Genomic DNA, 22050 nt, shown 5'->3' on the forward strand with positions numbered 1-22050 from the left:
CCCGGGCCGTGAATCTCGCGTGACCGACCGGTCGCGCGACCGACACATCCAAGGAGGATGTTCCCTCGTGTCTGTGGACTTCCAGGGCGACGACAGCACGTCGACCGACGACCTCGGCGTCACCGCCGAGGCTGCCGGGTCGACCCCTGACGGCGCCGACCCGGGCGCCGAGGCGGACACCGCCGTCGACCAGGAGGCGACCCCCGCCGACGAGCGGGGCGAGCCCGACGACGCCGGGACGGACGCACCCGGGGCGGGCGCCCCGGACGCCGAGGCCGACGCCCCTGAGGCCGACGCCCCTGAGGCCGACCCCGAGGCCGCGTACCGCCTCGAGATGCGGATGCTCCCGGGCGACTGGTACGTCGTGCACACCTACGCGGGCTTCGAGAAGCGCGTGAAGGCCAACCTCGAGCACCGCATCACGACCCAGAACATGGAGGACCACATCTTCCAGGTCGAGGTGCCGACCGAGGACGTGGCCGAGATCAAGAACGGCCAGCGCAAGATGGTCAACCGCGTGCGGATCCCCGGCTACACGCTGGTCCGCATGGAGCTGACCGACGAGTCGTGGGGCGTCGTCCGTCACACGCCGGGCGTCACCGGTTTCGTGGGCAACGCGCACGACCCGATGCCGCTCACCCTCGACGAGGCGATCTCCATGCTCAACGTCTCCTTCGCGCAGCCCGCCGCGGGCGCCGTCGAGACCCCCGGCGAGACCGCCACGCCCCAGGGCGAGGCCGTCCCCGTCCTCGTCGACTACGAGATCGGCGAGACGGTCACCGTCACCGACGGTCCGTTCGAGACCCTGCCGGCCACCATCTCCGAGATCCACGTGGAGAGCCGGAAGCTGCAGGTGCTCGTCAGCATCTTCGGCCGGGAGACCCCGGTCGAGCTCTCGTTCTCCCAGGTCACCAAGGCCTAGGGGACGGCCCGCGGTCGCCGCCGCGGGCGTGGAACCACACACCGAAGGACCCGAATGCCTCCCAAGAAGAAGATCTCCGGCTACATCAAGCTCCAGATCCAGGCCGGAGCAGCCACCCCCGCGCCGCCGATCGGACCCGCCCTGGGTCAGCACGGCGTCAACATCATGGAGTTCTGCAAGGCGTACAACGCCGCGACCGAGTCGCAGCGCGGCAACGTCGTGCCCGTCGAGATCACCGTGTACGAGGACCGCTCGTTCACGTTCATCACGAAGACGCCGCCCGCCGCGGAGCTCATCAAGAAGGCCGCCGGCGTGCAGAAGGGGTCCTCGACCCCGCACACCGACAAGGTCGCGTCGATCTCCCGCGAGCAGGTCCAGGAGATCGCCCGCACCAAGGCGGAGGACCTCAACGCGAACGACATCGAGGCCGCCGAGAAGATCATCGCGGGCACGGCCCGCTCCATGGGGATCACCGTCGACGGCTGACCCCGCAGACGCCGCGACCGCGGCGTAGTGGCAGGGCCCGGCGTGGGCCCGACCGACCACGACTGCTCACGTACCAGCACAGGAGAAGCAGCATGACCACGCGCAGCAAGAACTACCGCAAGGCAGCCGAGAAGATCCACGACGGCGAGCTCTACGCCCCGCTCCAGGCCGTGCGCCTGGCCAAGGAGGGTGCGAGCACCGGCTTCGACCAGACCGTCGAGGTCGTCTTCCGCCTCGGTGTCGACCCCCGCAAGGCGGACCAGATGGTCCGCGGCACCGTCAACCTCCCGCACGGAACCGGCAAGACCGCCCGGGTCCTGGTCTTCGCCGTCGGCGACCGTGCGCAGCAGGCCATCGATGCCGGGGCCGACGAGGTCGGCGGCGACGAGCTCATCGAGAAGGTCGCCGGCGGGTACACCGACTTCGACTCGGCGATCGCCACCCCGGACCTCATGGGCAAGGTCGGCCGCCTCGGCCGCGTGCTCGGTCCCCGTGGCCTCATGCCGAACCCGAAGACCGGCACGGTCACGATGGACGTGGCCAAGGCCGTCAACGACATCAAGGGCGGTCGGATCGAGTTCCGCGTCGACAAGCACGCGAACCTGCACTTCGTCATCGGCAAGGCGTCCTTCGACGAGACCAAGCTGGTCGAGAACTACGCCGCCGCCCAGGAGGAGGTCCTCCGCCTCAAGCCGGGCAGCTCGAAGGGCCGCTACATCACCAAGGCCACGATGAGCACGACGATGGGCCCGGGCATCCCGCTCGACGCCACCAAGACGCGCAACCTCACCTCCGAGGACGCCTCCTGACGTCACGCTGACCGCTTCGCGGGCCCGGTCCCCCCGTGGGGGCCGGGCCCGCGGCGTCGTCAGGAGCACGCGGCGCAGCGTGCCCCGGGGCGGGCGGCACCGCACGACCGCAGGCCGCCCGCCCACCCGGCCGCCTGCGGGCCGGGAGGTGAGCAGGCCCACGCCGGGCGGGGGGTCCGCCGGCCCCCGCCTGCCGCTACCATGGACGACGCCACAGACCGTCGGTCATGCGGGGTACCTGCCCCGGATCGAAGTCCACCCAGGTGGAGCCGGCGCAGGCGAGCTACGAAGCCGAAGCATCCCGTGATGCCCCCGAGCCCCGTGCCGTCTGCGCGCGGGGCTCTTTCCATGTGCGGACACCCGACGGTCCCATATCGGAAGGAGGGCTCATGGCAAGGCCGGACAAGACCGAGGCCATCGCCGAGCTCGAGCAGGGCTTCCGCGAGGCTCAGGCGGTGCTGCTCACCGAGTACCGCGGCATGTCGGTCGCCCAGCTCAAGGAGCTGCGCCGCTCGCTCGCGGGCTCGGCACGCTACGTCGTCGCGAAGAACACCCTCGCGGCGATCGCCGCGAAGCAGGCCGGCGTCGAGATCGACCGTGAGTCCCTCACGGGCCCGACGGCGATCACGTTCGTCCACGGCGAGGTCTCGGAGACCGCGAAGGCGCTGCGCGACTTCGCCAAGGACAACGAGCAGCTCGTCATCAAGGGCGGTGTCCTCGACGGCAACCAGCTGTCCGCGGACGACGTCACCACGCTCGCGAGCCTCGAGTCCCGCGAGGTCCTCCTGGGCAAGGCGGCGGGTGCCTTCAAGGCCGCGCTGTTCCAGGCGGCCTACATGTTCACCGCGCCGGCCACCCAGGCCGCCCGCACCATCGACGCCCTGCGCGAGAAGCAGGCAGCAGCCGAGGCCTGAGAGCCCCGGCAGTACACCCCACCTCTGCTCGCGTAGCAGGACCGAAACGGAAGGAAAGCCACCATGGCCAAGCTCACCACCGACGAGCTCATCGAGGCGTTCAAGGAGCTCACGCTCATCGAGCTCTCGGAGTTCGTCAAGCAGTTCGAGGAGACCTTCGACGTCGTCGCGGCCGCGCCGGTCGCCGTCGCGGGTGCCGCCCCCGCCGCTGCCGGCGGCGACGCCGGCGCGGACGCCGCCGCCGAGCAGGACTCGTTCGACGTCGTCCTCGAGTCCGTCGGCGACAAGAAGGTTGCGGTCATCAAGGAGGTGCGCGCGCTCACGTCGCTGGGCCTCAAGGAGGCCAAGGACCTGGTCGACGCCGCCCCCAAGGCCATCCTCGAGGGTGTCGACAAGGAGGCCGCCGAGAAGGCCAAGGAGCAGGTCGAGTCGGCCGGCGCCACCGTCACCATCAAGTGATCGTCGCCCCCTGAGGGGGCGCCCCGATCCACCGGCCCGAGGCCGGGACCCGTACGGGTCCCGGCCTCGAGCCGTTCCTGCGTCGGGACACGCCGGGCGCTCGGGCCGCAGGTCTGGCGCGACGCGTGCACGCGTGCCCTACACTGGTCGCGGTCGCCCACGGGTGGCCGGTCCGGCCGGGCAAGGACGCCCGACGGGTCTCACGGGCTCACGTCGGTGAGTGCGGGATCACGGGCACCCTCGGGTGCGCGCGTCTGGACGGGACACGGAGCCGTGTGTAAGGTGGACACTTGCGTTAGCCGACGCCTGCCCTGCCTCCACCCATCCGAGCACCGATGTGCCCTGGTCACCCCGAGCCGCGCCACCAGGCGCGTCACTCCGGAGGCATGACACGGAAGTCGACGCGCGCCGCGTGCACACCTCTCCGCAGGGAAGGACCCCCTTTGGCTGCCTCGCGCACCTCTGCCGCCCCGTCCGCCGACCTCGTCGCGAAGCGCCTCGCGTCGCCCAGGCTGTCGTTCGCCAAGATCTACGAGCCGATGCAGGCGCCAGACCTGCTCGGCCTGCAGACCGAGAGCTTCGACTGGCTCCTGGGCAACGACGCCTGGAGCGCCCGGCTCGAGGCGAACCCCGACGGGTCGACCCACACCATCTCGGGCCTGGAGGAGATCTTCGAGGAGATCTCGCCCATCGAGGACTTCTCGGAGTCCATGTCGCTGTCGTTCCGCGACCACCGCTTCGAGCCCGCGAAGTACACCGCCGAGGAGTGCAAGGAGAAGGACCTCACCTACGCCGCTCCGCTCTTCGTCACGGCGGAGTTCATGAACAACACGACCGGCGAGATCAAGTCGCAGACGGTCTTCATGGGCGACTTCCCGCTCATGACCGACCGCGGCACGTTCATCATCAACGGCACCGAGCGCGTCGTCGTCAGCCAGCTCGTCCGCTCGCCGGGCGTCTACTTCGAGCGCACCCCCGACAAGACGTCGGACAAGGATATCTTCACGGCGAAGGTCATCCCCTCCCGCGGTGCCTGGCTCGAGTTCGAGATCGACAAGCGTGACGCCATCGGCGTGCGCATCGACCGCAAGCGCAAGCAGTCGGTCACGGTCTTCCTGCGCGCGCTCGGCCTCACCGAGTCCGAGATCCGCGGCCACTTCGAGGACTACCCGGTCCTGCTCGAGTCGCTCGAGAAGGACACGGTCAAGACCCAGGACGAGGCGCTCCTCGACATCTACCGCAAGATCCGTCCGGGCGAGCCGCCCACGGTCGAGGCCGGCCGCAACCTGCTCGACTCCTACTACTTCGCGCACAAGCGCTACGACCTCGCGAAGGTCGGTCGGTACAAGATCAACAAGAAGCTCGGCATGACGACCCCGCCGGGGGAGTCCCTCCTGCGCGTGCAGGACATCGTGTCGACGATCCGGTTCATCCTCGCCCTGCACAAGGGTGTCGAGACGCTGCCGGGCACCCGCGAGGGCGAGAAGGTCGACGTCCGCGTCGAGACGGACGACATCGACCACTTCGGCAACCGTCGCATCCGCGCCGTCGGCGAACTCATCCAGAACCAGGTCCGCACCGGCCTGTCGCGGATGGAGCGCGTCGTGCGCGAGCGGATGACCACGCAGGACGTCGAGGCCATCACGCCGCAGACGCTCATCAACATCCGGCCGGTCGTCGCCTCCATCAAGGAGTTCTTCGGCACCAGCCAGCTGTCGCAGTTCATGGACCAGAACAACCCCCTGTCGGGCCTCACCCACAAGCGCCGGCTCTCGGCGCTGGGCCCCGGAGGTCTGTCGCGCGACCGCGCCGGCATGGAGGTCCGTGACGTCCACCCCTCGCACTACGGCCGCATGTGCCCGATCGAGACCCCTGAGGGCCCGAACATCGGCCTCATCGGCTCGCTCGCGACCTTCGCGCGCATCAACCCCTTCGGCTTCGTCGAGACCCCGTACCGCCAGGTCAAGGACGGTCGCGTCACCGGCGAGATCGAGTACGTCACGGCGGACGACGAGGACCGGCACACGATCGCCCAGGCGTCGGCCCCGCTGAACGAGGACGGCACGTTCGTCGAGGAGCGCGTCCTGTGCCGCACCCCGGGCGGCGAGCCGGCGCTCGTCGAGCCCGCGGAGATCGCGTTCATGGACGTGTCCGCGCGCCAGATGGTCTCCGTCGGCACGGCGATGATCCCGTTCCTCGAGCACGACGACGCCAACCGCGCGCTCATGGGCGCCAACATGCAGCGTCAGGCGGTCCCGCTCATCCGCGCCGAGGCGCCGCTGGTGGGCACCGGCATGGAGCGTCGGGCCGCGGTCGACGCGGGCGACGTCGTCACCTCGCAGGTCGCGGGCGTCGTCACCGAGGTCTCCGCCGACTCGGTGGTCGTGCTTGCCGACGACGGCTCGAGCTTCACGCACCGGATCATGAAGTTCAACCGGTCGAACCAGGGCAACTCCTACAACCAGCGTGTGCTGGTGAACGAGGGGGAGCGGGTCGAGATCGGCTCCGTCCTCGCGGACGGCCCGTCGACCGACGACGGCGAGCTGGCTCTCGGGCGCAACCTCCTCGTCGCGTTCATGTCGTGGGAGGGCTACAACTACGAGGACGCGATCATCATGTCGCAGCGTGTCGTCACGGACGACATGCTCACCTCGATCCACATCGAGGAGCACGAGGTCGACGCCCGCGAGACGAAGCTCGGCGCGGAGGAGATCACCCGTGACCTCCCCAACGTCTCCGAGGAGATCCTCGCGGACCTCGACGAGCGCGGCATCATCCGCATCGGCGCCGAGGTCAGCGCCGGCGACGTCCTCGTCGGCAAGGTCACGCCCAAGGGTGAGACCGAGCTGACGTCGGAGGAACGCCTCCTCCGCGCGATCTTCGGCGAGAAGGCGCGCGAGGTGCGCGACACCTCGCTCAAGGTGCCCCACGGCGAGTCGGGCATCGTCATCGGCGTCCGCGAGTTCACGGAGGACGACGACGAGCTGCCCCCGGGCGTCAAGCAGCAGGTGCGCGTCTACATCGCGCAGCGCCGCAAGATCACGGACGGCGACAAGCTCGCCGGCCGCCACGGCAACAAGGGCGTCATCTCGAAGATCCTCCCCGTCGAGGACATGCCCTTCCTGCCGGACGGCACGCCGGTCGACGTCATCCTCAACCCGCTCGGTGTCCCCGGCCGCATGAACGTCGGCCAGGTCCTCGAGCTGCACCTGGGCTGGGCGGCCGCGAACGGCTGGGACATCTCCGAGGCGGTCAAGGCCGCGGAGGAGTGGACGAAGAGCCTGCCCGAGCACGTGCACCGTGCCGAGCCCGGCTCGACCGTGGCGACCCCGGTGTTCGACGGGCTCCAGCAGGAGGAGCTCCAGGGGCTGCTCGCACACACGCTGCCCAACCGGGACGGCGAGCGCGTCGTCGCCCCGAACGGGAAGGCGCGCCTGTTCGACGGGCGCTCCGGCGAGCCGTTCCCCGAGCCCATCTCGGTCGGCTACATGTACATCCTCAAGCTGCACCACCTGGTCGACGACAAGATCCACGCGCGCTCGACGGGCCCCTACTCGATGATCACGCAGCAGCCCCTGGGCGGTAAGGCCCAGTTCGGTGGCCAGCGGTTCGGCGAGATGGAGGTGTGGGCGCTCGAGGCGTACGGCGCCGCGCACGCCCTGCAGGAGCTGCTGACGATCAAGTCGGACGACGTCACAGGACGCGTCAAGGTCTACGAGGCCATCGTCAAGGGCGAGAACATCCCCGAGCCGGGCATCCCGGAGTCCTTCCGCGTGCTCATCCAGGAGATGCGCTCGCTGTGCCTGAACGTCGAGGCGCTGGACTCGTCCGGCTCGCTCATCGACCTCAAGGACTCCGACGACGAGGTGTACCGCGCGGCCGAGGAGCTCGGCATCGACCTCTCCCGCCGCCCCGACGCCTCGAGCGTCGACGAGCTCTGACCCGCCGCGCAGCGGCATCCGCACGAGCGCTACCTGAACTGAAGGAAGTAGGACACGTTGCTCGACGTCAATCTGTTTGACCAGCTCCACATCTCCCTGGCCACCGCCGGCGATGTGCGCGAGTGGTCGCACGGCGAGGTCAAGAAGCCGGAGACGATCAACTACCGCACGCTCAAGCCGGAGAAGGACGGCCTGTTCTGCGAGAAGATCTTCGGTCCCACCCGGGACTGGGAGTGCAACTGCGGCAAGTACAAGCGGGTGCGCTACAAGGGCATCATCTGCGAGCGCTGCGGCGTCGAGGTCACCCGCTCCAAGGTCCGCCGCGAGCGGATGGGCCACATCGAGCTGGCGGCCCCCGTCACGCACATCTGGTACTTCAAGGGCGTCCCGTCGCGCCTCGGCTACCTGCTCGACCTCGCCCCGAAGGACCTCGAGAAGGTCATCTACTTCGCGGCGTACATGATCACGGAGGTCGACGAGGACGGTCGTCACGAGGACCAGACGACCCTGCAGAACGAGGTCGACCTCGAGAAGTCCGAGCTGACCAAGGCTCGTGACCTCGCGGTCGAGCAGCGCCTGCAGAAGCTCGAGGCCGACCTCGCCGAGCTCGAGGCCGCGGGCACCGAGTCCTCCGCGCGGGACAAGGTCCGCAAGTCCGCCGAGCGCGAGGCGAACCAGATCCGGCGCAAGGGCGACGGCGAGATCGAGCGCCTGGAGAAGGTCTGGGACCGCTTCAAGTCGCTCAAGGTCGGTGACCTCGAGGGCGACGAGTCGCTCTACCGCGAGATGAACGCCCGCTTCGGCATCTACTTCAAGGGCTCGATGGGCGCCACGGCGATCCAGAAGCGCCTGGAGACGTTCGACCTCGAGGCCGAGGCCGAGTCGCTGCGCGAGACCATCGCCGGCGGCACCGGTCAGCGCAAGACCCGCGCCCTCAAGCGCCTCAAGGTCGTCAACGCGTTCCTCACGACCGGCAACTCGCCGCTCGGCATGGTCCTCGACTGCGTCCCGGTCATCCCGCCGGACCTGCGGCCGATGGTCCAGCTCGACGGTGGCCGGTTCGCGACCTCGGACCTCAACGACCTCTACCGCCGCGTCATCAACCGGAACAACCGCCTCAAGCGGCTGCTCGACCTCGGTGCGCCGGAGATCATCGTCAACAACGAGAAGCGCATGCTCCAGGAGTCGGTGGACGCGCTCTTCGACAACGGTCGTCGTGGCCGCCCGGTCACGGGCCCCGGCAACCGGGCGCTCAAGTCGATCTCGGACATGCTCAAGGGCAAGCAGGGCCGGTTCCGTCAGAACCTGCTCGGCAAGCGCGTGGACTACTCGGGCCGAAGCGTCATCGTCGTGGGCCCGACCCTCAAGCTCCACCAGTGCGGCCTGCCCAAGCAGATGGCGCTCGAGCTGTTCAAGCCGTTCGTCATGAAGCGTCTGGTCGAGCTCAACCACGCCCAGAACATCAAGGCCGCCAAGCGCATGGTCGAGCGCCAGCGCACGCAGGTGTGGGACGTCCTCGACGAGGTCATCCGCGAGCACCCCGTGCTGCTCAACCGCGCGCCCACGCTGCACCGGCTCGGCATCCAGGCGTTCGAGCCGCAGCTCGTCGAGGGCAAGGCCATCCAGCTGCACCCGCTCGTCTGCGGCGCGTTCAACGCCGACTTCGACGGTGACCAGATGGCGGTCCACCTGCCCCTGTCGGCGGAGTCGCAGGCCGAGGCCCGCATCCTCATGCTGTCGAGCAACAACATCCTCAAGCCGAGCGACGGCCGTCCGGTGACCATGCCCAGCCAGGACATGATCATCGGCCTGTTCCACCTGACGACCGAGCTCGACGAGGGCACGGGCGCCGGCCGGTACTTCTCCTCGGTGGCCGAGGCGATCCTCGCGATGGACAACGGTGAGCTCGAGCTCGGCGCCCAGGTGTCGATCCGCTTCACCGACCTCGTCCTGCCCGAGGGGCACGAGCAGGCCGCGGCCGCGGCGGCGGGCGAGCCCGTCGTGCTGCGCACCACGCTCGGCCGCACGCTCTTCAACGAGCTGCTGCCGGTGGACTACCCGTTCATCGACGAGGTCGTGGACAAGAAGCGGCTCGGCCGCCTCGTCAACGACCTGGCGGAGCGCTACCCCAAGGTCGACGTCGCGGCGAGCCTCGACGCGCTCAAGGAGGCCGGCTTCCGCTGGGCGTCCCGCTCGGGCGTGACCATCGCGATCTCCGACGTCGTAGCCCCCGAGGCCAAGGCGGGGATCCTCGAGGAGCACGAGGCGAAGGCCGAGGCGATCCAGGACCAGTACGACATGGGTCTGATCACCGACGACGAGCGCCGCCAGGAGCTCATCGACATCTGGGGCGACGCGACCGACGCGGTCGCGGACGCGATGCGCGCGAACTTCCCGAAGGACAACACCGTGTTCCGCATGGTGTCCTCCGGCGCGCGAGGCAACTGGATGCAGGTGCGCCAGATCGCCGGCATGCGTGGCCTCGTGGCCGACCCGAAGGGCGAGATCATCCCGCGCCCGATCAAGTCGAACTACCGCGAGGGCCTGTCGGTCCTCGAGTACTTCATCGCCACGCACGGCGCCCGCAAGGGTCTCGCGGACACCGCCCTGCGGACCGCGGACTCCGGCTACCTCACCCGTCGGCTCGTCGACGTGTCGCAGGACGTCATCGTCCGCGAGGCCGACTGCGGCACCCGCGGCGGCCTCCCCGTGACGATCGGCGTGCCGTCCGCCTCCGGCGAGGGCCTCGTCCTCGACGACACCGTCGAGACCTCGGCCTACGCGCGGTCGCTCGCCGCGGACGTCACCGCGGAGGACGGCACCGTCCTCGCGAGCGCGGGCGACGACGTCGGCGACGTTCTCATCGGGCAGCTGGTCGAGGCCGGCGTCACCGAGGTCAAGGTCCGGTCGGTGCTCACGTGCGAGTCCCGCGTCGGCACCTGCCAGAAGTGCTACGGCCGTTCGCTGGCCACCGGCAAGCTCGTCGACATCGGCGAGGCCGTGGGCATCATCGCCGCCCAGTCGATCGGCGAGCCCGGCACGCAGCTGACCATGCGGACCTTCCACACCGGTGGTGCGGCCTCGGCCGACGACATCACCCAGGGTCTGCCCCGTGTCCAGGAGCTCTTCGAGGCCCGCACGCCCAAGGGCGAGGCCCCGATCTCCGAGGCCGCCGGTCGGGTGACGATCGAGGACACGGACAAGGGCCGCTCGATCCGGGTGACCCGCGACGACGGCCAGGAGGACGTGGTCTACCCGGTCTCCAAGCGGTCGCGCCTGCTCGTCGAGGACGGCCAGCACATCGCCGTCGGCGACCAGATCGTGTTCGGCGCCGTCGACCCCAAGGCCGTGCTGCGCATCCTCGGTCCCAGGCGGACCCAGGAGCACCTCGTCGCGCAGGTCCAGGAGGTCTACCGCTCGCAGGGCGTGGACATCCACGACAAGCACATCGAGGTCATCGTGCGGCAGATGCTGCGTCGCGTGACCGTGCTCGACTCGGGCGAGACCCGGCTCCTGCCGGGCGAGCTCATCGACCGGGCCGCGTTCAACGACGAGAACCGTCGCGTGGTGTCCGAGGGCGGGAAGCCGGCCGCCGGCCGGCCCGAGCTCATGGGCATCACCAAGGCGTCGCTCGCCACCGACTCGTGGCTCTCGGCGGCCTCCTTCCAGGAGACCACCAAGGTGCTGACCGAGGCGGCCATGAGCGGTCGGCGCGACCCGCTGCTGGGCCTCAAGGAGAACGTCATCCTCGGTAAGCTCATCCCCGCGGGGACGGGCCTGCCGCGCTACCACGACGTGGTCGTGGAGCCCACGGAGGAGGCGCGCCAGATGGCCTTCACCGAGCTGGGGTACTCCGAGCTCGACTTCGTCGGGAGCCGTGCGGGCGAGCCCGTCCTGCTCGACGAGATCGACTTCTCCGCCTACGGCGGCGAGACCTACCCCGAGTTCCGCTGAGGACCGCGGGGGAGCGACGCTCTCCCGCGCCCCCTGCCACCCGGCGCCGGCCCCGACGAGCAGATCGTCGGGGCCGGCGCCACCCCCGCCGACGTCGACGTGTCTCATCACACCACTTCGGCGACCCCGGTCCTTTGACGCCGGAAACTGGCGGCCGCTACTCTGGACGGCGGTGCCCGGACCGATCGGGCTCCCGCGCGCACGTCACCTGCCCGGTCCACGACCAGCGGCCGGCGACGCAGGACCTTCAGGCGGACCGCCCGGAGACGTCACCACGGCCTCGTTCGGCCGGTCGGCGTCACCCTGGTGCGCCACGCCCGAGCGCGAGGTGCCGAGCAACAGATCGACCCGAGGCAGTCGCAACGATTGCAGCAACGAGACGGAGAAGTAGTGCCCACGATCCAGCAGCTGGTCCGCAAGGGCCGGTCGGTCAAGTCGAGCTCCTCGAGCACGCCGGCCCTCAAGGGGAGCCCGCAGCGCCGTGGCGTGTGCACCCGCGTGTACACGACCACCCCGAAGAAGCCGAACTCGGCCCTGCGGAAGGTGGCGCGCGTCCGCCTCTCGAGCGGCATCGAGGTCACCGCCTACATCCCGGGCGTGGGGCACAACCTCCAGGAGCACTCGATGGTGCTCGTCCGCGGCGGTCGTGTGAAGGACCTCCCCGGCGTCCGCTACAAGATCGTGCGCGGCGCGCTCGACACGCAGGGCGTGAAGAACCGCAAGCAGGCCCGGAGCCGCTACGGCGCCAAGAAGGAGAAGAAGTAATGCCTCGTAAGGGCCCTGCCCCGAAGCGTCCCGTCGTCGTCGACCCGGTCTACGGCTCGACCATCGTCACGCAGCTCGTCAACCGCGTGCTCCTCGACGGCAAGAAGTCCACCGCCGAGCGGATCGTCTACGGCGCCCTCGAGGGCGTCCGCGGCAAGACCGAGGGCGACCCCACGGCCGTGCTCAAGCGCGCCATGGACAACGTGCGCCCCTCGCTCGAGGTGCGCTCGCGGCGCGTGGGTGGCTCCACCTACCAGGTGCCGGTCGAGGTTCGCCCCTCCCGGTCCACCACGCTGGCCCTGCGCTGGCTCGTCGACTACGCCCGCGCCCGCCGCGAGAAGACGATGACCGAGCGCCTGATGAACGAGATCCTCGACGCCTCCAACGGGCTCGGTGCGGCGGTCAAGCGTCGCGAGGACATCCACAAGATGGCCGAGGCCAACCGCGCCTTCGCGCACTACCGCTGGTGACCGAGCGCGGCCGGGGCGACCCGGCCGCGTTCGCCGACCGACCGACACCGAACCTCACGAGGAGAACGCGACGTGGCAACTGACGTCATGACCGACCTGACCAAGGTCCGCAACATCGGCATCATGGCGCACATCGACGCCGGCAAGACGACGACGACCGAGCGGATCCTCTTCTACACGGGCGTCAACCACAAGCTCGGTGAGACCCACGACGGCGCGTCGACGACCGACTGGATGGAGCAGGAGCAGGAGCGCGGCATCACCATCACGTCCGCCGCGGTCACGTGCTTCTGGGACACCAACCAGATCAACATCATCGACACGCCCGGCCACGTCGACTTCACGGTCGAGGTCGAGCGCTCGCTGCGCGTGCTCGACGGCGCGGTCGCGGTCTTCGACGGCAAGGAGGGCGTGGAGCCCCAGTCGGAGACGGTGTGGCGCCAGGCGGACAAGTACGACGTCCCCCGCATCTGCTTCGTCAACAAGATGGACAAGCTCGGCGCGGACTTCTACTTCACCGTCGACACGATCGTCAACCGGCTCGGCGCCAAGCCGCTCGTCCTCCAGCTCCCGATCGGCGCGGAGAACGACTTCATCGGCGTCGTCGACCTGCTCCAGATGAAGGCCCTCGTGTGGCCGGCGGACTCCAAGGGCGACACCACGCTCGGTGCGAGCTACGAGACCCAGGAGATCCCGGCCGACCTCCGCGAGAAGGCGGAGCAGTACCGCGCCGAGCTCGTCGAGGCCGTCGCGGAGTCGGACGAGACCCTCATGGAGAAGTTCTTCGAGGGCGAGGAGCTGACGATCGAGGAGCTCAAGGCGGGCATCCGCAAGCTCACGGTCAACTCCGAGGTCTACCCGGTCCTGTGCGGCTCGGCGTTCAAGAACCGCGGCGTGCAGCCGATGCTCGACGCGGTCGTGGACTACCTGCCCAGCCCGCTCGACGTCCCCGCGATCCCGGGCACCGACCCGAAGGACGAGGAGAAGGTCATCGAGCGGCACGCCGACACGTCGGAGCCGTTCGCCGCGCTCGCGTTCAAGATCGCCGTGCACCCGTTCTTCGGCCGGCTGACCTACATCCGCGTGTACTCCGGGACGATCAAGTCCGGTTCGCCCGTCCTCAACTCGACCAAGGGCAAGAAGGAGCGCATCGGGAAGATCTTCCAGATGCACGCCAACAAGGAGAACCCGGTCGAGGAGATCGGCGCCGGGCACATCTACGCGGTCATCGGCCTCAAGGACACCGCGACGGGCGACACGCTCTCCGACGTCAACGACCCGGTCGTGCTCGAGTCGATGACTTTCCCGGAGCCGGTCATCCACGTCGCGATCGAGCCCAAGACCAAGGGCGACCAGGAGAAGCTCGGCACGGCGATCCAGAAGCTCGCCGAGGAGGACCCGACGTTCACGGTCCGCCTCGACGACGAGACCGGTCAGACGGTCATCGGCGGCATGGGCGAGCTCCACCTCGACGTCCTCGTCGACCGCATGAAGCGTGAGTTCCGCGTCGAGGCCAACGTCGGTGCGCCGATGGTCGCCTACCGCGAGACGATCCGCCGCACGGTCGACAAGGTCGACTACACGCACAAGAAGCAGACCGGTGGCTCCGGCCAGTTCGCGAAGGTCCAGGTCTCGTTCGAGCCGCTGGACACCGAGGACGGCGAGCTCTACGAGTTCGCCAACGCGGTCACCGGTGGTCGCGTCCCGCGGGAGTACATCCCGTCGGTCGACGCCGGTATCCAGGACGCCATGCAGGGCGGCGTCGTCGCGGGCTACCCGCTCGTGGGCATCAAGGCCACCCTGCTCGACGGCGCGTACCACGACGTCGACTCCTCGGAGATGGCCTTCAAGATCGCCGGCTCGATGGCCCTCAAGGAGGGCGTGAAGAAGGCGGACCCCGTCCTTCTCGAGCCGACGATGGACGTCGAGGTGCGTACGCCCGCCGAGTACATGGGCGACGTCGTCGGCGACATCAACTCGCGGCGTGGCATGATCCAGTCGATGGAGGACGCCACCGGCGTCAAGGTCGTCCGGGCGCTCGTGCCGCTGTCCGAGATGTTCGGGTACGTCGGGGACCTGCGGTCGAAGACCCAGGGTCGCGCGGTGTACTCGATGCAGTTCCACAGCTACGCCGAGGTTCCTCGGAACGTCGCTGAGGAGATCGTCAAGAAGACCCGGGGCGAGTAGGTCCCACGGGCCGCACCCCAGCACCACACCCGACCGACCCGTAGGATCCATCTGCCCCTGGCGTGGGCATCCGGTTCTCGCCAGACAGACAACTACCCGAGTCCCAGGAGGACACCACAGTGGCTAAGGCCAAGTTCGAGCGGACCAAGCCGCACGTCAACATCGGCACGATCGGTCACGTCGACCACGGTAAGACGACGCTGACCGCGGCGATCTCGAAGGTTCTGGCGGACCAGTACCCGGACCTCAACGACTTCACGCCGTTCGATCAGGTCGACAACGCTCCCGAGGAGCGTCAGCGCGGCATCACGATCAACGTCTCGCACGTCGAGTACCAGACGGAGAAGCGCCACTACGCGCACGTCGACGCCCCTGGTCACGCCGACTACGTGAAGAACATGATCACCGGTGCGGCGCAGATGGACGGCGCGATCCTCGTGGTCGCGGCGACCGACGGCCCGATGGCCCAGACGCGTGAGCACGTGCTGCTCGCCCGTCAGGTCGGTGTGCCCTACCTCCTCGTGGCGCTCAACAAGTCCGACATGGTCGACGACGAGGACCTCCTCGAGCTCGTCGAGATGGAGGTCCGTGAGCTCCTCTCGGACCAGGAGTTCCCCGGCGACGACGCCCCCGTCGTGCGCGTCTCGGCGCTCAAGGCGCTCGAGGGCGACGAGCAGTGGGTCAAGTCGGTCCAGGACCTCATGGCCGCCGTCGACGAGAACGTCCCGGACCCGGTCCGCGACATCGAGAAGCCGTTCCTCATGCCCATCGAGGACGTCTTCACGATCACCGGTCGTGGCACGGTCGTCACCGGCCGTGTCGAGCGTGGTCAGCTCAAGGTCAACGAGGACGTCGAGATCGTCGGCATCCAGGAGAACAAGCAGACCACCACGGTCACGGGCATCGAGATGTTCCGCAAGCTGCTCGACACCGCGGACGCCGGCGAGAACGTCGGTCTCCTCCTGCGCGGCACCAAGCGCGAGGACGTCGAGCGCGGCCAGGTCGTCTGCAAGCCCGGGTCGATCACGCCGCACACGCAGTTCGAGGCGCAGGTCTACATCCTCGGCAAGGACGAGGGTGGCCGCCACAACCCGTTCTACTCGAACTACCGCCCGCAGTTCTACTTCCGCACCACGGACGTCACCGGCGTCATCCAGCTGCCCGAGGGCACCGAGATGGTCATGCCGGGCGACAACACCGAGATGACGGTCGACCTCATCCAGCCCATCGCGATGGAGGAGGGCCTCGGCTTCGCCATCCGCGAGGGTGGCCGCACCGTCGGCTCCGGCCGCGTCGTCAAGATCCTCAAGTGATCTGAGCCGGCTCCGGCCGGCGCACCGTGAGGGCCCGGTCTCCCGCGAGGGAGGCCGGGCCCTCACGCATGTCCGACGTCGGGGGAGCGGCCGGTGACCTGGTGCGGAGCCTCACACGGCGAGCGGTCCACCCGGGGTTCCGGCCGTGGTCGTGCGCTGGTAACGTTGTCGGTCGGACACGGGTGCGCGCCCAGGCGTGCACCGACCGTCGCAGGCACTCCAACCTACGACGGGCAGACGTTGCGGAGACCGGGTACGCCCGGCATGCCGCAGGCCGGCACGCACGGACCGAGGTCCGGGAGTGCGGGGCGTGGGCGCGAGGCCCGCGACGGTAAGCATCCAACGGTCAGGCCCACACGGGTCGCTCGGGCCGGACGTGCGCGAAGTGCGACACGCCCGGGCGCGGGGGTCGGCCGACGCAAGGGTACGAGAGAGGTATGACGACGCCATGGCGGGACAGAAGATCCGCATCCGGCTCAAGTCCTACGACCACGAGGTCATCGACAGCTCGGCGCGCAAGATCGTCGACACGGTGACGCGCGCTGGTGCGACGGTCGTGGGCCCGGTGCCGCTGCCGACGGAGAAGAACGTCTTCGTCGTCATCCGGTCGCCCCACAAGTACAAGGACAGCCGCGAGCACTTCGAGATGCGCACGCACAAGCGGCTCATCGACATCATCGACCCGACGCCGAAGGCCGTCGACTCGCTCATGCGGCTCGACCTGCCGGCGGACGTCAACATCGAGATCAAGCTCTGAGGAACGACGCCATGACCACCACTTCCCAGCAGACAGCCGGGGCCACCGTCAAGGGTCTCCTCGGCACCAAGCTCGGCATGACCCAGGTGTGGGACGAGGACGGGCTCCTCGTCCCCGTGACCGCCGTCAAGGTGGACACCAACGTCGTGACCCAGATCCGCACGGTCGAGCGCGACGGCTACACCGCCGTCCAGATCGCCTACGGCGAGATCGACCCGCGACGCGTGACCCAGCCGCTGCGCAAGCGCTTCGACGCCGCCGGGGTCACCCCTCGCCGGCACGTCACCGAGCTGCGCACCGCCGACGCCGAGGAGTACTCGGTCGGCCAGGAGCTCGACGGCTCCACCTTCGAGACCGGCCAGCGCGTCGACGTCGTCGGCACGACCAAGGGCAAGGGTCTCGCGGGCGTCATGAAGCGGCACGGCTTCGCCGGTGTCTCCGCCTCGCACGGTGCGCACCGCAACCACCGCAAGCCCGGGTCGATCGGCGGCGCCGCGACCCCCGGCCGCGTGTTCCGCGGCCAGAAGATGGCCGGCCGCATGGGCGTCGCCCGGCGCACGGTCCAGAACCTCACCGTCCACGCCGTGGACCTCGAGCACGGCGTTCTGCTGATCGCCGGCGCGGTCCCCGGTCCCAAGGGCGGCCTCGTCGTCGTCCGCTCCGCCGCGAAGGGGGCCTGACCATGACCGCCATCGACGTCATCGACGCCACCGGCAAGAAGACCGGCACCGCGGACCTCCCCGCCGAGGTCTTCGACGTGCAGGCCAACACGGCCCTCATGCACCAGGTCGTCGTCGCGCAGCTCGCGGCGGCCCGCCAGGGCACCCACGCCACCAAGACCCGCGGCGACGTCCGCGGCGGTGGCAAGAAGCCGTACAAGCAGAAGGGCACGGGCCGTGCCCGTCAGGGTTCGACCCGCGCCCCGCAGTTCGCCGGCGGTGGCGTGGTCCACGGACCGCAGCCGCGCGACTACAGCCAGCGCACCCCGAAGAAGATGAAGGCCGCCGCCCTGCGTGGCGCCCTGTCCGACCGGGCCCGCGCCGGCCGCGTCCACGTGGTCTCCTCGCTCGTCGAGGGTGACACCCCGTCGACGCGCGCCGCCCGCGCGACGCTCACGAGCCTCGCCGGCTCGCGCCGCGCGCTCGTGGTGCTCACGCGCACCGACGAGGTGGCCGCACTCTCCGTGCGCAACCTCGCCGAGGTCCACGTCCTGTGGGTCGACCAGCTCAACACGTACGACGTCCTCGTCAACGACGACGTCGTGTTCACCTCCGCGGCGCTCGACGCTCTCGTCGGCACGCGCGCGGACGAGGAGGAGTCGAAGTGAGCCTCGAGGCCGTGAAGAACCCCCGCGACGTCATCGTCCGACCCATCGTGTCGGAGAAGAGCTACAACCTCATCGACCAGGGCAAGTACACCTTCGAGGTGGACCCCCGATCGAACAAGACCGAGATCAAGCAGGCGATCGAGCAGATCTTCGACGTGAAGGTCTCGTCCGTCAACACGATCAACCGGGCGGGCAAGACCCGTCGCACGCGCAACGGCATGGGCAAGCGCAAGGACACCAAGCGCGCCATCGTCACCCTGCGCTCCGGGACCATCGACATCTTCGGTGAGGTGGCCGGCTGACCGCCGGTCGGATTGGGATCGAGGGAACCAGAACATGGGAATCCGTAAGTACAAGCCGACCACCCCGGGCCGTCGCGGCTCGAGCGTGGCCGACTTCGTCGAGATCACGCGCTCCACGCCGGAGAAGTCGCTCGTCCGCCCGCTCAGCAAGTCCGGGGGCCGCAACTCCTCCGGTCGGATCACCACCCGGCACAAGGGTGGCGGCCACAAGCGCGCGTACCGCGTCATCGACTTCCGTCGTCACGACAAGGACGGGGTGCCGGCCACGGTCGCGCACATCGAGTACGACCCGAACCGCACCGCGCGCATCGCGCTGCTGCACTACGCCGACGGCGAGAAGCGCTACATCCTCGCGCCGACGCGGCTGAGCCAGGGCGACACGGTCGAGGCCGGCCCGGGCGCGGACATCAAGCCGGGCAACTCGCTCCAGCTCCGCAACATCCCTGTCGGTACGACCGTGCACGCGATCGAGCTCCGCCCCGGTGGCGGCGCGAAGATCGCCCGCTCGGCCGGCTCGTCGGTCCAGCTCCTCGCGAAGGAGGGGATCTACGCCGCCCTGCGCATGCCGTCGGGCGAGATCCGTCGGGTGGACGCGCGTTGCCGCGCCACGATCGGCGAGGTCGGCAACGCCGAGCAGTCGAACATCAGCTGGGGCAAGGCCGGCCGCATGCGGTGGAAGGGCAAGCGCCCGACCGTCCGCGGCGTCGTGATGAACCCGGTCGACCACCCGCACGGCGGTGGTGAGGGCAAGACCTCCGGCGGTCGCCACCCGGTGAGCCCGTGGGGGCAGCCCGAGGGCCGTACCCGCCGTCCGAACAAGCCCAGCGACAAGCTGATCGTGCGTCGTCGCCGGACCGGCAAGAAGCGCTGAGCCAAGGAGCACTGACGAGATGCCACGCAGCCTGAAGAAGGGCCCCTTCGTCGACGACCACCTGCAGAAGAAGGTGGACGTCGCCAACGAGAAGGGCTCGAAGAACGTCATCAAGACCTGGTCCCGCCGGTCGGTCATCACCCCCGACTTCCTGGGCCACACCTTCGCCGTGCACGACGGCCGCAAGCACGTCCCGGTGTTCGTCACCGAGGCGATGGTTGGTCACAAGCTCGGGGAGTTCGCCCCGACGCGTACCTACCGCGGGCACGACAAGGACGACCGGAAGGGCCGCCGCCGCTGAGGCGCGCGCCCGACGACCAGCAGAGGTAAGGCAGAGACATGGAAGCCAAGGCGCAGGCGCGATTCGTTCGCGTGACGCCCATGAAGGCACGCCGCATCGTGGACGTGGTCCGCGGCAAGCGCGCCGAGGAGGCCGTGGACGTGCTCCGGTTCGCCCCCCAGGCGGCGGCGGAGACCGTCCGCAAGGTGCTCGAGTCGGCGATCGCCAACGCACGTGTGGTGGCCGACCGCGACGGCGAGCGCTTCGACGCGGGCGAGCTCCGCGTGCTCGAGGCGTACGTCGACGAGGGTCCGACCATGAAGCGGTTCCGGCCGCGCGCCCAGGGGCGCGCCGCCCGGGTGCTCAAGCGGACGAGCCACATCACCGTCGTCGTCGGCGACGAGTCCGAGGTGCCCGCGGGCGCCGGAAGCAAGGGAGGGACCAACTAGTGGGTCAGAAGGTCAACCCGACCGGTTTCCGGCTCGGCATCACCACCGACCACCGTTCGCGCTGGTTCGCCGACTCGACCAAGGAGGGGCAGCGCTACCGCGACTACGTCCGCGAGGACGTCGAGGTGCGCAAGCTGATGTCCCGCGGCCTCGAGCGCGCCGGCATCTCCAAGGTGGACATCGAGCGCACGCGCGACCGCGTCCGCATCGACCTCCACACCGCGCGACCGGGCATCGTCATCGGCCGCCGCGGCGCCGAGGCCGACCGCCTGCGCGGCGACCTCGAGAAGCTCACGGGCAAGCAGGTCCAGCTCAACATCCTCGAGGTGAAGAACCCCGAGATGGACGCGCAGCTGGTGGCCCAGGGCATCGCCGAGCAGCTCGCCTCGCGCGTCTCGTTCCGCCGCGCCATGCGCAAGGGCATGCAGTCCGCCCAGCGCGCGGGCGCCAAGGGCATCCGTGTGCAGTGCGCCGGCCGCCTCGGCGGTGCGGAGATGTCGCGCTCGGAGTTCTACCGCGAGGGCCGGGTGCCCCTGCACACGCTCCGCGCGAACATCGACTACGGCTTCTTCGAGGCCCGCACGACCTTCGGCCGCATCGGCGTCAAGGTCTGGATCTACAAGGGCGACGTCACCGAGAAGGAGTTCGCCCGCCAGGAGGCCGACGCCGGCTCGCAGCGCGGTCCCCGTCAGGGACGCGGCGGTGGCCGTGGCCCGCGCCGGGACTCGCGGCCCGCCCCGGCCGCCACCGAGGGTGCCCCCGCGGCGCCCGCTACGCCCACGACGGAGGCCTGAGCATGCTCATCCCCAGGCGGACCAAGCACCGCAAGCAGCACCACCCCGGGCGCCGGGGCACCGCGACGGGTGGCACCACCATCTCGTTCGGTGACTACGGCATCCAGGCCCTCGAGCACGCCTACGTGACCAACCGGCAGATCGAGGCCGCCCGTATCGCCATGACCCGTCACGTCAAGCGTGGCGGCAAGGTGTGGGTGAACATCTTCCCGGACCGCCCGCTCACGAAGAAGCCGGCCGAGACCCGCATGGGGTCCGGCAAGGGCTCCGTCGAGTGGTGGGTGTCCAACGTCAAGCCGGGCCGAGTGATGTTCGAGCTCGCCGGCGTCCCCGAGGACCTGGCCCGCGAGGCCATGTCCCGTGCGCAGCACAAGCTCCCGATGAAGACGCGATTCGTCGTGCGTGAAGGTGGTGAGGGCTGATGGCCATCGGATCGAAGGGTCTGACGCCGATCGAGCTCGACGAGATGGACGACTCGGTCCTCGCCGAGAAGCTTGCCGAGGCCAAGGCCGAGCTGTTCAACCTGCGGTTCTCCTCGGCCACCGGCCAGCTCGAGGACCACGGCCGGCTCAAGGCCGTCAAGCGGGACATCGCGCGCATCTACACGATCGCGCGTGAGCGCGAGCTCGGGCTGCGCACCGCGCCGGCCCCGGCCGAGACCACGAAGAAGAAGTGAAGGACGACATGAGCGAGAACACGAGCTCCGCCGTCGAGCAGGCGACCGAGGACGAGCGGAACTACCGCAAGTCCCGTCGCGGCTACGTCGTGTCGGACAAGATGGACAAGACCGTCGTCGTCGAGGTCGAGGACCGCGTCAAGCACGCGCTCTACGGCAAGGTCCTGCGCCGCACCGAGCGGGTGAAGGCGCACGACGAGAACAACGAGGTCGGCGTGGGCGACCTGGTCCGGATCATGGAGACCCGGCCGCTGTCCGCCACCAAGCGCTACCGCGTCACCGAGATCATCGAGAAGGCCCGCTGACGCGGGTCTCCCGACCCACCATCACATCCGTTCGGCCAGGCTCGCCCGGCGAGAACCGGCACGACGACA

22 protein-coding genes are annotated in these 22050 nt (G+C 69.4%); all 22 read left to right on the forward strand.

The annotated features are described in order from the left end of the window. The first annotated feature begins 67 nt into the window (after positions 1-67). Positions 68-922, forward strand: coding sequence for a transcription termination/antitermination protein NusG (gene nusG, locus AC24FB_RS10940; protein WP_425713590.1), 855 nt, complete (start codon positions 68-70; stop codon positions 920-922). Between the two features lie 54 nt (positions 923-976). Next, the gene (rplK, locus tag AC24FB_RS10945; protein WP_425713589.1) at positions 977-1408 is read left to right on the forward strand and encodes a 50S ribosomal protein L11; all 432 of its coding nucleotides are present in this window, start codon (positions 977-979) and stop codon (positions 1406-1408) included. 92 nt (positions 1409-1500) lie between these two features. After that, positions 1501-2217, forward strand: a complete 717-nt coding sequence (gene rplA / locus AC24FB_RS10950) for a 50S ribosomal protein L1 (RefSeq protein ID WP_425713588.1) — start codon at positions 1501-1503, stop codon at positions 2215-2217. 389 nt (positions 2218-2606) lie between these two features. After that, positions 2607-3131 carry a 50S ribosomal protein L10 gene (gene rplJ, locus AC24FB_RS10955; RefSeq protein ID WP_425713587.1) on the forward strand — a complete coding sequence of 175 codons (525 nt, stop codon included), beginning with the start codon at positions 2607-2609 and terminating at the stop codon, positions 3129-3131. A 63-nt stretch (positions 3132-3194) separates the two neighbouring features. Then, a complete protein-coding gene (gene rplL, locus AC24FB_RS10960; RefSeq protein WP_425713586.1) occupies positions 3195-3590 on the forward strand; it encodes a 50S ribosomal protein L7/L12 in 396 nt (131 codons plus the stop codon). A 443-nt stretch (positions 3591-4033) separates the two neighbouring features. Next, positions 4034-7531: a DNA-directed RNA polymerase subunit beta gene (rpoB, locus tag AC24FB_RS10965; protein WP_425713585.1), complete on the forward strand. Its 3498-nt coding sequence runs from the start codon at positions 4034-4036 to the stop codon at positions 7529-7531. 57 nt (positions 7532-7588) lie between these two features. Further along, positions 7589-11485: a DNA-directed RNA polymerase subunit beta' gene (locus tag AC24FB_RS10970; protein WP_425713584.1), complete on the forward strand. Its 3897-nt coding sequence runs from the start codon at positions 7589-7591 to the stop codon at positions 11483-11485. 390 nt (positions 11486-11875) lie between these two features. Further along, the gene (rpsL, locus tag AC24FB_RS10975) at positions 11876-12250 is read left to right on the forward strand and encodes a 30S ribosomal protein S12 (RefSeq protein WP_425708342.1); all 375 of its coding nucleotides are present in this window, start codon (positions 11876-11878) and stop codon (positions 12248-12250) included. Next, a complete protein-coding gene (gene rpsG / locus AC24FB_RS10980; protein WP_425713583.1) occupies positions 12250-12720 on the forward strand; it encodes a 30S ribosomal protein S7 in 471 nt (156 codons plus the stop codon). The genes rpsL and rpsG overlap by 1 nt, the downstream gene beginning before the upstream one ends. A 72-nt stretch (positions 12721-12792) precedes the next feature. Continuing rightward, complete coding sequence (gene fusA, locus AC24FB_RS10985) at positions 12793-14907, forward strand: elongation factor G (RefSeq protein WP_425713582.1); 2115 nt, start codon at positions 12793-12795, stop codon at positions 14905-14907. Between the two features lie 119 nt (positions 14908-15026). Next, a complete protein-coding gene (gene tuf / locus AC24FB_RS10990; protein WP_425713581.1) occupies positions 15027-16220 on the forward strand; it encodes an elongation factor Tu in 1194 nt (397 codons plus the stop codon). A 448-nt stretch (positions 16221-16668) separates the two neighbouring features. Beyond that, positions 16669-16977: a 30S ribosomal protein S10 gene (rpsJ, locus tag AC24FB_RS10995; protein ID WP_019146773.1), complete on the forward strand. Its 309-nt coding sequence runs from the start codon at positions 16669-16671 to the stop codon at positions 16975-16977. An 11-nt stretch (positions 16978-16988) separates the two neighbouring features. Continuing rightward, the gene (rplC, locus tag AC24FB_RS11000; RefSeq protein WP_425713580.1) at positions 16989-17657 is read left to right on the forward strand and encodes a 50S ribosomal protein L3; all 669 of its coding nucleotides are present in this window, start codon (positions 16989-16991) and stop codon (positions 17655-17657) included. Between the two features lie 2 nt (positions 17658-17659). Further along, positions 17660-18304 carry a 50S ribosomal protein L4 gene (gene rplD, locus AC24FB_RS11005; protein WP_425713579.1) on the forward strand — a complete coding sequence of 215 codons (645 nt, stop codon included), beginning with the start codon at positions 17660-17662 and terminating at the stop codon, positions 18302-18304. Further along, positions 18301-18606 carry a 50S ribosomal protein L23 gene (gene rplW, locus AC24FB_RS11010; protein ID WP_425713578.1) on the forward strand — a complete coding sequence of 102 codons (306 nt, stop codon included), beginning with the start codon at positions 18301-18303 and terminating at the stop codon, positions 18604-18606. The genes rplD and rplW overlap by 4 nt, the downstream gene beginning before the upstream one ends. Positions 18607-18640: 34 nt before the next feature. Further along, a complete protein-coding gene (gene rplB, locus AC24FB_RS11015) occupies positions 18641-19477 on the forward strand; it encodes a 50S ribosomal protein L2 (protein ID WP_425713577.1) in 837 nt (278 codons plus the stop codon). Positions 19478-19496: 19 nt separating this feature from the next. Next, positions 19497-19778, forward strand: coding sequence for a 30S ribosomal protein S19 (rpsS, locus tag AC24FB_RS11020; protein ID WP_425713576.1), 282 nt, complete (start codon positions 19497-19499; stop codon positions 19776-19778). Positions 19779-19816: 38 nt separating this feature from the next. Then, positions 19817-20206, forward strand: coding sequence for a 50S ribosomal protein L22 (rplV, locus tag AC24FB_RS11025; RefSeq protein ID WP_425713575.1), 390 nt, complete (start codon positions 19817-19819; stop codon positions 20204-20206). Continuing rightward, complete coding sequence (gene rpsC, locus AC24FB_RS11030) at positions 20206-21000, forward strand: 30S ribosomal protein S3 (protein ID WP_425713574.1); 795 nt, start codon at positions 20206-20208, stop codon at positions 20998-21000. Before rplV ends, rpsC begins: the two co-directional genes overlap by 1 nt. A 2-nt stretch (positions 21001-21002) precedes the next feature. Then, positions 21003-21422, forward strand: coding sequence for a 50S ribosomal protein L16 (rplP, locus tag AC24FB_RS11035; protein WP_425713573.1), 420 nt, complete (start codon positions 21003-21005; stop codon positions 21420-21422). Further along, entirely contained in the window at positions 21422-21676 is a 255-nt protein-coding gene (gene rpmC / locus AC24FB_RS11040; RefSeq protein WP_425713572.1) for a 50S ribosomal protein L29, read from the forward strand. The genes rplP and rpmC overlap by 1 nt, the downstream gene beginning before the upstream one ends. 8 nt (positions 21677-21684) lie before the next feature. Beyond that, complete coding sequence (gene rpsQ / locus AC24FB_RS11045) at positions 21685-21981, forward strand: 30S ribosomal protein S17 (RefSeq protein ID WP_425713571.1); 297 nt, start codon at positions 21685-21687, stop codon at positions 21979-21981. The last annotated feature ends 69 nt before the right edge of the window (positions 21982-22050 follow it).

Source organism: Georgenia sp. Z1344, from assembly GCF_057652375.1.

Coding starts and splice junctions, on each gene's coding strand:
- rplK (WP_425713589.1), top strand. CDS start 977: ATGCCTCCCAAGAAGAAGATCTCCGGCTACATCAAGCTCCAGATCCAG.
- rplA (WP_425713588.1), top strand. CDS start 1,501: ATGACCACGCGCAGCAAGAACTACCGCAAGGCAGCCGAGAAGATCCAC.
- rplJ (WP_425713587.1), top strand. CDS start 2,607: ATGGCAAGGCCGGACAAGACCGAGGCCATCGCCGAGCTCGAGCAGGGC.
- rplL (WP_425713586.1), top strand. CDS start 3,195: ATGGCCAAGCTCACCACCGACGAGCTCATCGAGGCGTTCAAGGAGCTC.
- rpsG (WP_425713583.1), top strand. CDS start 12,250: ATGCCTCGTAAGGGCCCTGCCCCGAAGCGTCCCGTCGTCGTCGACCCG.
- rpsJ (WP_019146773.1), top strand. CDS start 16,669: ATGGCGGGACAGAAGATCCGCATCCGGCTCAAGTCCTACGACCACGAG.
- rplC (WP_425713580.1), top strand. CDS start 16,989: ATGACCACCACTTCCCAGCAGACAGCCGGGGCCACCGTCAAGGGTCTC.
- rplD (WP_425713579.1), top strand. CDS start 17,660: ATGACCGCCATCGACGTCATCGACGCCACCGGCAAGAAGACCGGCACC.
- rplB (WP_425713577.1), top strand. CDS start 18,641: ATGGGAATCCGTAAGTACAAGCCGACCACCCCGGGCCGTCGCGGCTCG.
- rpsS (WP_425713576.1), top strand. CDS start 19,497: ATGCCACGCAGCCTGAAGAAGGGCCCCTTCGTCGACGACCACCTGCAG.
- rplV (WP_425713575.1), top strand. CDS start 19,817: ATGGAAGCCAAGGCGCAGGCGCGATTCGTTCGCGTGACGCCCATGAAG.
- rplP (WP_425713573.1), top strand. CDS start 21,003: ATGCTCATCCCCAGGCGGACCAAGCACCGCAAGCAGCACCACCCCGGG.
- rpmC (WP_425713572.1), top strand. CDS start 21,422: ATGGCCATCGGATCGAAGGGTCTGACGCCGATCGAGCTCGACGAGATG.
- rpsQ (WP_425713571.1), top strand. CDS start 21,685: ATGAGCGAGAACACGAGCTCCGCCGTCGAGCAGGCGACCGAGGACGAG.